Annotated in this window: 12 protein-coding genes; 11 read left to right on the top strand and 1 reads right to left on the bottom strand. The window is 65.3% G+C overall.

Annotation, left to right across the window (positions count from 1 at the left end):
* Nucleotides 1-104 precede the first annotated feature (104 nt).
* From purQ to BMX43_RS09010, 4 genes are all read left to right on the top strand, one after another.
* Nucleotides 105-773, top strand: coding sequence for a phosphoribosylformylglycinamidine synthase subunit PurQ (purQ, locus tag BMX43_RS08995; RefSeq protein WP_091300527.1), 669 nt, complete (start codon nt 105-107; stop codon nt 771-773).
* 47 nt (nt 774-820) lie between these two features.
* On the top strand, nt 821-2,584 hold the full coding sequence (locus BMX43_RS09000) for a sensor histidine kinase (protein WP_091300531.1): 1,764 nt from the start codon (nt 821-823) through the stop codon (nt 2,582-2,584).
* 7 nt (nt 2,585-2,591) lie between these two features.
* Nucleotides 2,592-3,920: a sigma-54-dependent transcriptional regulator gene (locus BMX43_RS09005; protein ID WP_091300535.1), complete on the top strand. Its 1,329-nt coding sequence runs from the start codon at nt 2,592-2,594 to the stop codon at nt 3,918-3,920.
* A 582-nt stretch (nt 3,921-4,502) separates the two neighbouring features.
* Nucleotides 4,503-7,415, top strand: coding sequence for an Rne/Rng family ribonuclease (locus BMX43_RS09010; protein ID WP_175482073.1), 2,913 nt, complete (start codon nt 4,503-4,505; stop codon nt 7,413-7,415).
* Nucleotides 7,416-7,448: 33 nt separating this feature from the next.
* On the opposite strand, the gene BMX43_RS09015 is transcribed toward BMX43_RS09010, so the two are convergent.
* Nucleotides 7,449-7,679 (bottom strand): sulfurtransferase TusA family protein, encoded by a 231-nt coding sequence (locus BMX43_RS09015; RefSeq protein WP_091300538.1) that lies wholly within the window; start codon nt 7,677-7,679, stop codon nt 7,449-7,451.
* Nucleotides 7,680-7,837: 158 nt separating this feature from the next.
* On the opposite strand from BMX43_RS09015, the gene BMX43_RS09020 reads away from it, so the two are divergent.
* From BMX43_RS09020 to BMX43_RS09050, 7 genes are all read left to right on the top strand, one after another.
* Complete coding sequence (locus tag BMX43_RS09020) at nt 7,838-8,593, top strand: cytochrome c biogenesis CcdA family protein (RefSeq protein ID WP_091300540.1); 756 nt, start codon at nt 7,838-7,840, stop codon at nt 8,591-8,593.
* A gap of 78 nt (nt 8,594-8,671) precedes the next feature.
* Nucleotides 8,672-9,919: a hypothetical protein gene (locus BMX43_RS09025; protein WP_091300542.1), complete on the top strand. Its 1,248-nt coding sequence runs from the start codon at nt 8,672-8,674 to the stop codon at nt 9,917-9,919.
* Nucleotides 9,916-11,289, top strand: coding sequence for a cytochrome P450 (locus tag BMX43_RS09030; RefSeq protein ID WP_091300544.1), 1,374 nt, complete (start codon nt 9,916-9,918; stop codon nt 11,287-11,289). Before BMX43_RS09025 ends, BMX43_RS09030 begins: the two co-directional genes overlap by 4 nt.
* 197 nt (nt 11,290-11,486) lie before the next feature.
* Nucleotides 11,487-11,834: a hypothetical protein gene (locus BMX43_RS09035; protein WP_091300545.1), complete on the top strand. Its 348-nt coding sequence runs from the start codon at nt 11,487-11,489 to the stop codon at nt 11,832-11,834.
* Nucleotides 11,831-12,088 carry a hypothetical protein gene (locus tag BMX43_RS09040; protein ID WP_091300546.1) on the top strand — a complete coding sequence of 86 codons (258 nt, stop codon included), beginning with the start codon at nt 11,831-11,833 and terminating at the stop codon, nt 12,086-12,088. The genes BMX43_RS09035 and BMX43_RS09040 overlap by 4 nt, the downstream gene beginning before the upstream one ends.
* A 383-nt stretch (nt 12,089-12,471) precedes the next feature.
* Nucleotides 12,472-12,861, top strand: a complete 390-nt coding sequence (locus BMX43_RS09045; RefSeq protein ID WP_091300547.1) for an HNH endonuclease — start codon at nt 12,472-12,474, stop codon at nt 12,859-12,861.
* A gap of 18 nt (nt 12,862-12,879) precedes the next feature.
* Nucleotides 12,880-14,538, top strand: a complete 1,659-nt coding sequence (locus tag BMX43_RS09050; protein ID WP_091300548.1) for a terminase large subunit — start codon at nt 12,880-12,882, stop codon at nt 14,536-14,538.
* The last annotated feature ends 227 nt before the right edge of the window (nt 14,539-14,765 follow it).

A 14,765-nucleotide genomic window follows, 5' to 3' on the forward strand; every position in this document is an offset into this window, starting at 1 on the left:
CGGGCCACGAATTCCGGCGCGGGCCCGGTCTGGGGGCTGGAAAGCGCGCGGGGCTTGCGCTATTGGGGCGGCATCCCCCGCGCCGCGTCTGAAAGGATCCCCCGATGAAAGCCGCCGTCGTCACCTTCCCCGGTTCCAACTGCGACCGTGATCTTGCCGTTGCCTTCGAAAAGGCAGGGGCCGAGGTCGTGCGGGTCTGGCACAAGGACAGCGCGTTGCCGCAGGGGGTGGATATTGTCGGCGTGCCGGGCGGGTTTTCGTTCGGCGACTATCTGCGCTGCGGCGCGATTGCCGCGCAATCGCCGATCGCGGCGGCGATTCAGGCTCATGCTTCGCGCGGCGGCTATGTGATTGGCATCTGCAACGGTTTTCAGGTGCTGACCGAGATGCGGCTGCTGCCGGGCGCGCTGATGCGCAATGCCGGGCTGAAGTTCATCTGCAAGCCGGTGGAGCTGGTGGTGGCGACCACGGAGTCCGATTACACTGCGGGCTATGCCAAGGGGCAGCGGATCAGCGTGCCGGTGGCGCATCACGACGGCAACTATACGGTGGATGCCGAAACGCTGGCGCGGTTGCAGGGCGAAGACCGGGTGGCCTTCCGCTATGGCGACAACCCCAACGGCTCGATGGGCGATATTGCGGGCATCCTGTCGGAGAACCGCCGCGTGCTGGGCATGATGCCGCATCCCGAGCGGGTGGTGGATCCGGCGCATGGCGGGGCAGACGGGGCGGTGCTGTTTGCCAGCCTCGTCGGCAAGATGGCGCTGGCCTGAGCAGACCGCACCTTGAGGCGCCGTCGCGCGCGGCCTAGACTGCGGGCATGACGGATACTGCCGCGACGACCAGAGACAGCGACCGCGAACCGGGGATTTCCTGGCAGGTTAAGCTTGTCGTGACGGTGTTGGTCTTGCTGGCGGTGGGGGTGGTGATCGTCACCAACCGCTGGCTGTCGGAGCGCTTCACCGAGGTGACGCGCAACCGATCAGAGCTGCGGCTGGCGCTGTATTCCGGCAACATGATTTCCGAACTGCAGCGCACCTCGGTCGTGCCGCTGCTGCTGGCGCGCGACCCCGAGATGATCGGGGCGCTGGCGAAAAGCGAATATACTTCCACCTCGCAGCGGTTGATCTCGTTCCAGACGGAAATCGGCGCGGCCTCGATCGTGTTGCTGGATGTGGAGGGGCGCATTGTCGGCGCGACCAACCGGACGCAACTGGGCGGCAGTCTGCGCGCCTCGCCGCAGTTCATCGAGGCGCAGCGGGCGAAGGACACGATTTTCACCGTCGCCCCGCGCGAGGCGATGGGGTTCGATTTCACCTATTCGCGGGCGGTACGCAATGACAACCAGTTGCTGGGGGTCATCGTCGTGGCGGTGGATCTGATGAAATACGAACGCGCCTGGGCCGGGTTGCAGGATGCGGTGATGGTGACCGACAGCGAGGGCACCGTGCTGCTGGCGACCGAGCCGCGCTGGCGCGGGCTGCCGCTGGCCGAGGCGCTGGAGGCGCGCGATGCCCCTTCGGCGATCCGCCGGGCCTTGCAGGGGGCGGCCGACTGGGCGCAGGAGCCGCCGGATGCCTATCTGAGCGGCGAGGCGGTGATGAAGACCGAAAGCCGCGTGGCGTTTCGCGGTTGGCGGATGATCACCTACACCGCCTATGATTCGGTGCGCGAGCGGGTGAACGGCGTGCTGGCGCTGGAGATCATGGGTTTTGCCATCCTGCTGGCGGTGACCTTCTACATGCTGTCGCGGCGGGCCTGGTCGCAATCTGTCAGCTTTCAGCGCGAAAGTGCGGAATTGCGGCTGCTGAACGCCCGGTTGCAGCGCGAGATCGCGGAACGCGAGAAGGTGCAGAAGAACCTTGAAGTGGCGGAGCTGACGCTGGCGCAATCGTCGAAACTCGCCGCTTTGGGCGAGATGTCGGCGGCGGTGAGCCATGAGTTGAACCAGCCGCTGGCCGCGATGAAGACCTATCTGGCCGGGGCGCGGCTGCTGTTGCAGCGCCGTCGCCCCGACGAGGCGCTGTCGTCGTTCCAGCGCATCGACGATCTGATCGAGCGGATGGGCGCGATCACCCGGCAGTTGAAATCCTATGCCCGCAAGGGCGGCGAGGCGTTCGAGCCGGTGGACATGCGCAATTCGGTGTCCTCGGCGCTGTCGATGATGGAACCGCAACTGAAGGCGCGCGTTGTGCGTATCACTCGCACCCTGCCGCGCGCCCCGGTGATGGTGATGGCCGACCGGATCCGGCTGGAGCAGGTCATCATCAACCTGCTGCGCAATGCGCTGGATGCCACGAAAGAAACCACCCGCCCGCAGATCGACCTGATCCTGTCGGCGGGCGAGACGGCAACCTTGACCGTGCGCGACAATGGGCACGGGATTGCCGATCTCGATAACCTGTTTGAACCTTTCTACACCACCAAGAAACCCGGCGAGGGCATCGGTCTCGGCCTTGCGATCTCGACCGGCATCGTGACCGACCTTGGCGGCAGGCTCACCGCGCATAATGGCGAGGGGGGCGGGGCTGTTTTCGAAATCCAGCTTCCCATATTGGGCGCAGGCGCCAAGGCAGCAGAATGAGGACCACATGGCCCGAGCAATGAAAGTCGCCATTGTCGATGACGAGGCGGATATGCGGCAGTCGATCAGCCAGTGGCTGGCGCTGTCGGGGTTTGACACCGTGACTTATGGCAGCGCGGAAGAGGCGCTGGCGGCCATTGCCGCCGATTTCCCCGGCGTTGTCGTCAGTGACATCAAGATGCCGGGGATGGATGGCATGGCCTTCCTGAAGCGGCTGATGAGCATGGACAGCGGCTTGCCCGTCATCATGATCACCGGCCATGGCGATGTGCCGATGGCGGTGGAGGCGATGCGGATCGGCGCCTTCGACTTTCTGGAAAAGCCGTTCAACCCTGACCGGATGACCGAACTGGCCAAGCGCGCCACGCAGGCCCGCCGCCTGACGCTGGACAGCCGGGCGCTGCGCAAGGAACTGTCGGACGGTTCGGTGCTGATGAAAAAGCTGATCGGCACCTCGCCGGTGATGGAACGGCTGCGCGAGGATATCCTCGATCTGGGGCAGGCGGACAGCCATGTGCTGATCGACGGCGAGACCGGCACCGGCAAGACGCTGGTCGCCCATGCGCTGCATGCGGTGGGGCCGCGGGCGTCGAAGAAATTCGTGACGATTTCCTGCGCGGCCTGGAGCGAGGATCAACTGGCGGCGCGGCTGTTCGGCCCGACCGAGGACGGCACCATCCCGCTGATCGAAGAGGCGCGGGGCGGCACGCTATGTCTGGAAGACATCGAGAGCCTGAGCCATGCGCTGCAATCGCGGCTGCTGACCACGATCAACGAACAGGGCACCCCGCCCGAGACGCGGATCATCGCGATCTGCAACGAACATGCGCCGGACAATACGCTGGAAGACATCCTGCGCCCGGATCTGTTCTATCGGCTGGGCGCGATGACCATCCTGCTGCCGCCGCTGCGCGCACGGGGCGAGGATATCCTGACGCTGTTCACCCGCATGTCGGAACAGTTCGCCGAGGAATATGGTTGCGATGCGCCGGGCATCACCGCGCAAGAGGCGGCGCAACTGCTGCAGGCGCCCTGGCCGGGCAATGTGCGCCAGCTGGTCAATATCGCCGAACGCGCGGTGCTGCAGAACCGGCGCGGCTCAGGCTCCATCGCCTCGCTGCTGATGGCGGATAACGAGGCGGCGGGGCCGGTGCTGACCACCGAGGGCAAGCCGCTGAAAGATTACGTCGATTCCTTCGAGCGGATGCTGATCGACAACACGATGCGCCGGCACAAGGGCTCGATCGTCGCGGTGATGGAAGAGTTGTGCCTGCCGCGCCGGACGCTGAACGAGAAGATGGCGAAATACGGGCTCAGCCGGTCCGATTACGTCTGAGCGGGCAGGGGGCGCTCGCGCCCCCTCTTGGGCCGCAGGCGGCCCAATTCACCCCCTGAGGATATTTGCGCCAAGATGAAAGCCGCAAACAGGGCCTTGTTTCATCTTGGTGAAAATATCCTCAGGGGGAGGCCCCCGCAGGGGGCCGTGGGGGGCAGACAGCCCCCCGGGCCCGGCCCGGTCGGAAAATAGCCATTGTGTTTGGGGCGGGGCTGCCCTTATTGTCGCAGGATCGGGGTTTCCGTTCTGGGAGCGGCCCCGTCACAGAGTTTCGCTGCCGGGCGCGCGGAACGGGCCACAGGTCCCAAGGCGCCGCTCAGGCAGATTTCACAGGCCGCAAGGCCACAGCTTTGCCAAACAGTCTTTCGGGGCTGCAGGCTTTCAGATGGGTGCCGAGGGTGCCCGGGATACAGACCGCGATGTGCCGCGACCAGGATGCGAGGACGATTGACAGGGGGCCCAAGGGCCGCCCTGCGCCTGTCGCATCGCGCAGCACCGCCCGAACAAGCCGCCATCTGCATGACCGCCTCTTTTCCGGGCATCCCCGGCGAGGGGAGGCGTGCCATGGCGCAATGGAACACCATGGCCAAGAAAATGCTCATCGACGCCACCCACCCGGAAGAGACCCGGGTTGTGGTGGTGGACGGAAACAAGGTTGAAGAATTCGACTTTGAAACGGTAAACAAGCGTCAGCTGCAGGGGAACATCTACCTTGCCAAAGTGACCCGGGTGGAGCCTTCGCTTCAGGCGGCCTTTGTCGATTACGGTGGAAACCGCCACGGCTTTCTCGCCTTTGCCGAGATTCACCCGGATTACTACCAGATCCCGGTCGCCGACCGCAAAGCCCTGCTGGATGAAGAGCGGGCGCTGGCGCGGGCGGAAGAGGACGAGGAGAACAACCGTTCCCGGTCGCGCGGGCCGCGCAATGGCAATGGCGGCAACGGCAACGGGGGCAATGGTTCGGGCCACAAGCCCCGGGCCGAGGCCGTAGTGGCGTCCGATGCGGTGGTGACCGCCGAGGCCTCGGTTTCGGACGCGATTGCCGGCATGGATGTCGTTGATCTGGGCGAGGAAACCGGCGCCGACGCGCTGTTCGTCGCGCGCAACGAGGACCGGGCGCAGGTCGCCTCGGAACGGACGGGCGAGGCGCATTACGAGGCGCTGGACCATGCGGCCGAGGTGGATGACGAGATCGAATCCATCGCCGAAGAAGACGTGGCCGAGGAAATCCGCGCGCCGCGCAAGCCGCGTGCCCGGCGCTACAAGATCCAGGAAGTGATCAAGGTGCGCCAGATCATGCTGGTGCAGGTGGTGAAGGAAGAACGCGGCAACAAGGGCGCCGCGCTGACCACCTATCTGTCGCTGGCGGGCCGCTATTGCGTGCTGATGCCCAACACGGCGCGTGGCGGCGGCATCAGCCGCAAGATCACCAATGCGCCGGACCGCAAGAAGCTGAAGGAAATCGCGGGCGAGATGGAGGTGCCGGAAGGTGCCGGCCTGATCATCCGCACCGCGGGTGCCAAGCGCACCAAGGCGGAAATCCGTCGCGATTACGAATATCTGATGCGGCTGTGGGAAGAAATCCGCGAACTGACGCTGAAATCCATTGCGCCCGCGCCGATCTATGAAGAGGGCGATCTGATCAAGCGCACGATCCGCGACCTGTACAACCGCGAGATCGACGAGATTCTGGTGGAAGGCGAGGCGGGCTATCGCACCGCCAAGGATTTCATGCGGATGATCATGCCCAACCACGCCCGCGTGGTGCAACGCTATGCCGCCGACATTCCGCTGTTCGCCCGCTATCAGGTGGAAAGCTATCTGTCGGGCATGTTCAACCCGGTGGTGCAGCTGAAATCCGGCGGCTATATCGTGATCGGCATCACCGAGGCGCTGGTCGCCATCGACGTGAACTCGGGCCGGGCCACCAAGGAAGGCTCGATCGAGGAGACCGCGCTGAAGACCAACCTGGAGGCCGCCGAAGAAGTGGCGCGCCAGCTGCGTCTGCGGGATCTTGCCGGGCTGATCGTCATCGACTTCATCGACATGGAAGAGCGGCGGAATAACGCGGCGGTCGAGAAGCGGCTGAAAGACAAGCTGAAAACCGACCGCGCGCGGATTCAGGTGGGGCGCATTTCTGGCTTTGGCCTGATGGAGATGAGCCGCCAGCGCCTGCGCCCGGGGATGCTGGAAAGCACCACCCAGCCCTGCGCGCATTGCCATGGCACCGGGTTGATCCGGTCGGATGACAGCCTTGCGCTGACCATCCTGCGCGCGCTGGAGGAAGAGGGCACGCGGAAACGCTCGAAAGAAGTGTTGCTGAAGGCGCCGGTGGCGGTGATCAACTATCTGGTCAACCACAAGCGCGAACATATCGCCCTGATCGAGGCGCGCTATGGCATGGCGGTGCGGCTTGAGGCCGATCCGCATCTGGTGTCGCCGGATTACGCGATCGAGAAGTTCAAGACCGCGACGCGGGTTGTGCCGGAAATCTCGGCCGTGATCTCGGGCCATGCGAGCCTGATGGGTGCGCCGGTGGACGAGGACGAGAACGACCCGGAACTGCCGCTGGACGAGGAGGACGAGGACGAGGCCGAAGTGGTGGCCGCGACCCCTGCCGGGGCGCCGGGCCAAGGCGGGGCGAAGAAGAAGCGCCGCCGCAGCCGCAGCCGCCGTGGCGGATCCAAGAACAAGGATGGCAGCCCGGTCGATGGGGCTGACGAGGACGAGGAAGACGACGGCGACGACCTCGACGAGGCCGAAGAGGCGGGCGGTGAAGAGACCGACGTGGCAGAGGCTCCGATGGTGACAGAGTCGCCGGTGGGGGATGCAGCGACGGTTGCGCCTGAAGCGGTGCCGCTGGTTGGCGAACTGGCCGAGGCGGTGATCGCGGCGGAAGCCCCGGTTGAAGCGCCTGCTGCCAAGGCGCCGTCGAAATCCACGCTGTCGCGGTCCGCATCGCCGAAGGCTGAGGGCGAGAAGGCCGTGGGCGAAAAGGCTGGGAGCAGCAAGACGGCGGCCACCAAGGCGGGCACCGCCAAGACGGCAGCCACCAAGACGGGCACGGCCAAGACGGGGGCGACGAAATCCTCCACCGCCAAACCGAAGACGGCGACGCAGAAGTCAGAGACGGTGACGGCCGAAGGTGACAAGCCCAAGACCAGCCGGTCGAGCAGTTCGCGCAGCAAATCGGCCAAGGCGAAGGCCGAAGCCGAGGCAGAGGTCGCGCCGCTGACGGTAGAGGCGATGCTGGCCGAGCCGGTGGCAGTCTCCGTCGAACCGCCTGTCGAAGCCGTTGTCGAAACGCCGGTCGCGGATTTCGTCGAAACGGTTGCCGAAGCGCCGGTGGCGGCGGAGCCGGTCTTGCAGGCCGATCCGGGCGAATGGCCGGTGGCCGAGACGGTGCAACCCGATCCGGCCGAGGCGGAAGCGCCGGCCTCGGATGCCGGGGAGCCGCAGACGAAACGCAAGGGCTGGTGGTCGGTAAACCGCTGATCCTCTGAACGCCGGGCCCTGCGCCCGGCGTTTTCACTTGCCGCGCCGCAGGAAATAGGCGGTGGCGGCGCCCAGCGGTTCGGCCCCCAGAAACGCGTGGCCGGCCTGGGTGCAGAAATGCGGCAGATCCACCGCCGCCATGCCATCGGTGGCGCGAACCCGCAGCACCACGCCCGGTGCCAGCCCCATCAGCACCTTGCGCGCTTTCAGCACCGGCAAGGGGCAGATCATGCCTTCGCAATCCAGATCCTGATCGAACTCCATCGCGCTCCCTTTCATCTTGGCCCAAATATCCCCGCCGGAGGCTCCGCCGCCAGCCCCAAAACGGGCGGCTGGGCAGGGGGGCACGGGGATGTGACACCGCCGCGCGTGACGGCGTGGCGATCCTGCACTAAGACGGGCTGAGCAGCAAAGAGGGCGGAATGTTCGGGATTGATCTATTCGATGCAGGCCTGTTGCCCGCCATGCTGGTGGCACTGGTCGCGGGCGTGCTGTCGTTCCTGAGTCCCTGCGTGCTGCCCATCGTGCCGCCCTACCTCGCCTATATGGGTGGCATCTCGATGCCGGAACTGCGGCAGGGGCAGGCGGCGGCGCGGCGACGCATCATCCTGCCTGCGCTGTTCTTCGTGCTGGGGCTTTCGACGGTGTTCCTGTTTCTGGGCTTCGCCGCCTCGGCCTTTGGCAGCCTGTTTCTGCAATATCAGCAAGTGCTTGCGAAAGTATCGGGCGCGATGGTGATCGTGCTGGGGCTGCATTTCATCGGGCTGTTCCGCATCCCGCTGCTGGACCGCGAGGCGCGGCTGGATGCGGGCGATCAGGGCGGCACGGCGCTGGGGGCCTATGTGCTGGGGCTGGCCTTCGCCTTTGGCTGGACGCCCTGCATTGGCCCGCAACTGGGCGCGATCCTGTCGCTGGCGGCGAATGAGGCCAGCCTGACGCGGGGCACGGTACTGCTGGCGGTCTATGCGCTGGGGTTGGGGTTGCCGTTCCTGCTGGCGGCGCTGTTCATCGAACGGGCGATGGGGGTGATGGCGCGGCTGAAGCGGCATATGAAGCTGATCGAGCGGGCGATGGGCGTGCTGCTGATCCTTGTGGGGATCGCGCTGGTGACCGGCGCCTTGTCCGAGGCGTCGTGGTTTCTGCTGGAACAGTTTCCCTTTCTTGCCACTTTGGGTTGAGCCTTCGGTCTTCCGCATTTTTGCCGGATTGCGCTGACAGGCTGATCTGCGACACTGGGGCAGCAAAGCGGGGGGCGCATGGCGGATGGGGCAGAGCATCGGGGCACGGGCGGCGGCAGCTTTCGCCGCCGGGTGTTCTATATCCCCGGTTATGACCCGATCCACCCGCGCCGCTACCGCGAGCTGTATCGGCGCGAGGGCGCGGCGCAGGCGGCGCTGTCGGGCTATGACATCGCGCTGAAACCGAAAAAGGTGCGCGGCCCCTATGGCTGGCATGTGACCGCCCGGATCGAGGGGCGCGCGGTCCACAGCGATGTCGAGGTACTGGTCTGGTCTGACATCGTGCGCGACAGCATGGATCAGCGGATCCTTGGCACCTATCTGCAACTGATCCGCACGGCCTGGGCCTATATCGGTTCGGGCGCGCTGTTCCGGCTGATGCGGCTGCGGCAGGGGCCGATCATCGCGGCGCTGTATCCGATCGTGGTGCTGCTGGCGGAACTGCTGGTGGCTGTTCTGGCAAATGGGCTGATCTATTGGGCCTGCCGCGCGGCGCTGCCGGCACCCTGGGGTGCGCTGGGGGGCGGGGCGCTGGGGCTGGCAGCCTTTGTGCAGATCCTGCGCTGGTTCAAGCGCAAGGATGGCAGGATCTATGCCTATTACCTGATGCATGATTACGCCTTTGGCGCGCAGGCGCGGGGGGCCAATCCGCCAGAGCTGGAGGCGCGGATGGCCGCCTTCCGCATCGCCATCGCCGAGGCGCTGCGCGAGCCTTATGACGAGGTGCTGGTGGTGGGCCATTCGTCTGGCGCGCATCTGGCGGTGTCGATCCTGGCCGATCTGCTGCGCGAAGGGCTGCCGGAGGACGGGCCGGTGCTGTCGTTCCTGTCGCTGGGGCAGGTGGTGCCGATGATCAGCTTTCTGCCCGAGGCGCGGCGCCTGCGCGCCGATCTGGCGCTGATGGCAGAGCAAGAGCGGATCGCCTGGGTCGATGTCACGGCACCCGGCGATGGCTGCGCCTTTGCGCTGTGCGATCCGGTGGCGGTCAGCGGGGTGGCGCCCAAGGTGCAGCGCTGGCCGTTGATCTATTCGGCGGCCTTCAGCCAGACCCTGCGGCCCGAGACATGGGCAAGCCTGCGGCGGCGCTATTTCCGCCTGCATTTCCAGTATCTGTGTGCGTTCGACAACCTGCCGGGCGAGCCGTGGGATTACGACTATTTCCGCGTCACCGCCGGGCCGCAGACGCTGGCCGCGCGTTTTGCCGACCGGCCGCAGTCGAAAAGCCGCATTGACCGCGCGGTGAACCGCTTTACCACGGTGGCATGAGCGCCGATCACCCCCATCCGCCCAAACCGCTGGCCCGGCCTGACAAGGTGTCGCTGTGGCGCTATCTGCGGCTGTTCCGGCGTGACATCCTGTCGGCGCAACCGGCGCGGCTGTATCGCGCCTGGATGGCCGAGTTTCGCACGCCGTTCTTTCGCAGCTATCTGTGCAACGACCCGGCGCTGGTTGATCTGGTGCTGAAGGAACGCCCGAAGGATTTCCCGAAATCCGACCGGGTGGGCGAGGGGTTGCGGCCCCTGCTGGGCAATTCGGTCTTTGTGACCAATGGCGAGATCTGGGAACGCCAGCGCCGCATCATCGACCCGGCGTTCGAGGGCGGGCGGCTGCGCGAAACCTGGCCGGCGATGCGGGCGGCGGGGCAGGCGATGCTGGCGCGGCTGGCGCCCAAGGCCGATGGCGCGCCGCTGGAGATCGAGTTCGAAACCAGCCATGCGGCGGCGGATGTGATTTTTCGCACGCTGTTTTCCCTGCCGATCGAGGATGAAACCGCAGGCGCGGTGTTCCATGAATTCCGCCGTCACCAGAAGGCGCAACCGATCCTGAATCTGGCCGCGCTGCTGCCGCTGCCGGCCTGGGCACCCCGGCTGCACCGGCCCGAGACGAAGCGCACGGCGGCGCGCATCCGGGCGCTGATCACCCGGCTGACGGCGGAGCGCGCGGCGGCGCTGGCGCAGGGCACGGCGCCCGATGATCTGGCGACCAAGATCATGGCCACGCCCGACCCGCTGACCGGCGCGCGGTTCGGGACCGAGGAAATGGTCGATCAGGTGGCAATCTTCTTTCTGGCCGGGCACGAAACCTCGGCCTCGGCGCTGGCCTGGGCGCTGTATCTGCTGGCGACCCATCCCGATTGGCAGGATCGGGTGGCGGCAGAGGCGCAGGCGGAGCTGGGGGCAGAGGCCGATTTCGCGGCGCTGGGGCGGTTGAAGGCGGCGAAGGCGGTGTTCCGCGAGGCGCTGCGGCTGTATCCGCCGGTGCCGATGATGGTGCGCGAGGCGCGCTGCCCGGTGAAACTGCGCGACCGCATGGCCCCGGCAGGCGCGCAGATCGTGCTGTCGCCCTGGCACCTGCACCGGCATGAACGGCTGTGGGACAACCCGGACGGCTTTGACCCCGCGCGGTTCGAGACGGAAAACGGCAAGGCCTGCCTGCGCAGCGCCTATATCCCGTTTTCCGCCGGGCCGCGTGTCTGCCCCGGCGCGGGCTTTGCCATGGTGGAAGGCCCGCTGCTGCTGGCGCTGCTGCTGCGCGACTTCCGCCTGCTGCCGGTGGAAGGCCGGGTGCCGGTGCCCGAAGCGCATCTGACCGTGCGCGCCCGCGACGGCATCTGGTTGCGCTTGCACCGCAGGTGATGCGCACCCTTCGCGAAGGAGGCGGGGAATGAAATGGAAGGTGCAGGTCTCTGTCCGAAACGGGGATTTCCGTTTCGTATCAATCGCTTGCATTTTCCAATGAAGGCGGCTCAAACCAAAAACAGATCAAGAACGAAGCGGGTTCTTGTAAAGCTGCTTCGGCGGCTGTTCCGGGTGCCCTGAACAAGGGATCGGAAATGGAAAACCCCGGCGCGCTGGCGGGCGCGACCGGGGCTAATTGCGATGTCGAGAAACATCAACCGAAAGAATACAGTCATCGCCTCGCTTGGGCAATGGCCTTGCGGCAGGCGATTCGGGAATGCGACCCGCTGGACGCCGCGCTAATCCTGTCCGACGAACTGGAACGCCTGCGGCAAGGCGCACCTATCCCGCCGTTGATGAATGCCATGGAGGAAGCACGGCACTGGGCGGCATGGGCCACCCCGTTCGAGGTGAAGGCCTACTGCCTCGCCTGCTTTCAGGCCATGTCGCCCAAGGATCAAGCCGGGTTCCTCGCCTATGTGACAGGGAGGGCAGCGGCATGAAGGAGCGCTGCGCCGAAGAATGCCTGTTCCATTGGTCTGCCGTGGTTAAGGCTGCCAGTTCCGGTTGGGAACAACAGTTCGCTGCCGAAATCGCCAAGAAGGCTGAAAAGCCATGGTGGCGCCCCACGGCCAAGCAGTTGGTCATCATGCGCCGCATGACGGATGCCCTGTTCTATGGGGATGCTGCCAGCCTGATCGAAGTGGAGCGACCCGTGCCCGTCCGCACCAGCAAGGGAGGGCACCGCGCAGCCTGACCGCGTGAACCTGTGCTGATTGGACGGTTCAGACGGTGGCGTTCAGCACAGTAACGGCCTGCCACGGGGCGATCCCATAGGCCAACCGCAGCCCGAAAGCTCGAAGCGGGGGATCAGGCGCCAGACCCGGCGCCTTTAAGTAGCGAGCAAGCCCGAGGCGGGGTCATACGACCTCGGGCGCCCAGAAGCGATGGACCGGCTCCGTTGAGCAGATCTTCACGCAGAGGGCTAGGGACCAACCTGTGCCGAAAGGCACGGGCTGGTCTCCCTATGCCCTTCGCTCCGAACCTCACCATTGAGCAGTGAAACCTTACGAGACTGACTATGAACGAAAGAGACGCGAACTTGAAAACTTGGTGCGCAGATGCACAAAAGGCGGCGTGATGGCACATTGGCCTTACAACACTTCAAAATGGGCGCGGCTGCGCGAGGCCAAACTGTCGGCAACTCCGCTCTGCGAAATCTGCACCCGGCGCGGCCTGATCGTGGAAGCAGTGGCCGTCGATCACTTCAAGCCCATCAATCAAGGCGGTTCGCCTTTCCCTGAAATGTCTGGCCTGCTGTCGCTCTGCCTGCCGTGCCACAACGAGAAGACCGCCAGCTTCGACAAGCCAGGCGGCCAGACATTTAGGCGCCGGTTCAAAGGGTTCGACGCGAACGGCAACCCGATTGACCCCTTCGATGCCTGGCATGGGGGGGCTTCAGGGACGGTGAACCCGCAGCAGAAGACCGGCGGAGTAAACAAGCGCAGACTTAATAACAAATGTAGCTAAAACAGAAGGTTATCTGGAATGGGGCAGCGTGGGATCGGGGCGAAACCCAAACATCTGCATGTGGTGGAACAGCGCGCGCCGGACCTGTTCCACCCCGAGGGCTTCCGCCCGCAACCTGCCGCGATGCCGTGGGATGCCCCCGGCCAGAGCCGCGTTGACCGCGTGGTGGCTTTTCTAGAATACCTGCCGATCACCCAGGGCAAGCTGGCCGGGCAGAAGCTGCGCGTTCGCCCCTTCCAGCGCCGGTTTCTGGAAGCCGTCTATGCGGAAGACGACGAAGGCGGGCGCCCGGTGCGCACTGCCGTCCTGTCGATGCCCCGCAAGAACGGCAAGACCCAGCTCGTCGCAGGCCTTGCCCTGTGCCACCTGCTTGGCCCCGAGGCCGAACAGCGCGGCGAAATCTATGCCGCCGCGAACGACCGCTTCCAGTCGGGCAAGACCTTCAACGAAATCGTCGCCATCCTGGACGAACTGCCCGATCTGGACTCCCGCGTGAACGTGACCAAGTTCCGCAAGGAAATCGAGGTGCTGGCAGGCCCCGGCAAGGGGTCGATCTTCGCTGCCTTGTCTGCCGATGCGGCGGGCAAGCATGGGCTTTCGCCGTCCTTCATCGTCTATGACGAACTCGGGCAGGCCCCCAAGCGCGACCTTTACGAAGCCCTTGATACCGCCATGGGCGCCCGTGACAATCCGCTGATGGTGGTGATTTCCACCCAGGCCGCCGACGATCACGCCATCATGTCGGAACTGGTCGATTACGGCCAGCGCCTGAACGCGGGCGAGATGGAAGACCCGGCCTTTCACCTGACCTTCTACGGCGCCACCGATCAGGATGACCCATGGCACCCCGACACCTGGGCGAAGGCCAATCCCGCCCTGGGCGATTTCCGCAGCCTGTCGGATGTGCAACGCCAGGCGGCGCAGGCGCAGCGGATGCCAAGTGCCGAACACAGCTTCCGCAACCTGATCCTGAACCAGCGCGTCAGCGCCCATGTGCGCTTCATCGCCAAGGCGGAATGGGACATGAACAGCGCCGCCCCCCGCGCCGATCTGCGCGGGTGCCCCTGCTTTGCCGGGCTGGACCTGTCGGCCAGCCGCGACCTGACGGCCTTTGTTCTGGTGTTCCCCGATGACGCAGGCGGGTTCGATGTGCTGCCGCGCTTCTACCTGCCCGAAGCGGGCCTGCGCGAAAAGGCCGAGGCGGATCGGGTGCCCTATGATGTCTGGGCGCGGCAAGGGCATCTGACGGCCATTCCCGGCGCGGTGGTCGATCCGTCTTTCGTGGCACAGGATATTGCCGAGGCGGCGGCGGAATACGATCTGCAAGGGCTGGCCTATGACCGCTGGCGCATCGAGGATCTGAAACGCGAGCTGGCGAACATCGGCGCCGAACTGCCGCTGCGCGAATTCGGCCAGGGCTTCCGCGACATGGCCCCGGCCATCGACACGCTGGAACGGCTGGTGGCCGAAGGCAAGCTGCGCCATGGCGGTAACCCGATCCTGACCATGTGCGCCAGCAACGCAGTTATCGAACGGGACGCGGCGGGCAATAGGAAGCTGGCCAAGCATAAGAGCACGGGCCGAATAGACGGGATGGTGGCTCTTGCCATGGCCCTGGCCGCATCTGGGCGGGTTGAGGAGGCGGCAATTCCTGCGTGTCTGGCGGAGTTTCTTTAGGCTGCTTGAACTCGACTGCGGGAATAGGTTGGTCGGGCGCTACCGAGCTTGGCCAAATAGAGTAGACTGCAAGCAGTAAACCAATGATCCCCACGAAAAGTGAGATCGCAGAAAGACGCGCCGGTATCCACACATATGGATCACGGTGGCATAAGTACCACCTGTTTGCCTCAAACCAATTTGCAGGTTCAACCTTTAGGGATACTCTTTCTCCAACCAGCAACTCT

It is taken from the genome of Gemmobacter aquatilis (assembly GCF_900110025.1).
GTDB lineage: Bacteria > Pseudomonadota > Alphaproteobacteria > Rhodobacterales > Rhodobacteraceae > Gemmobacter > Gemmobacter aquatilis.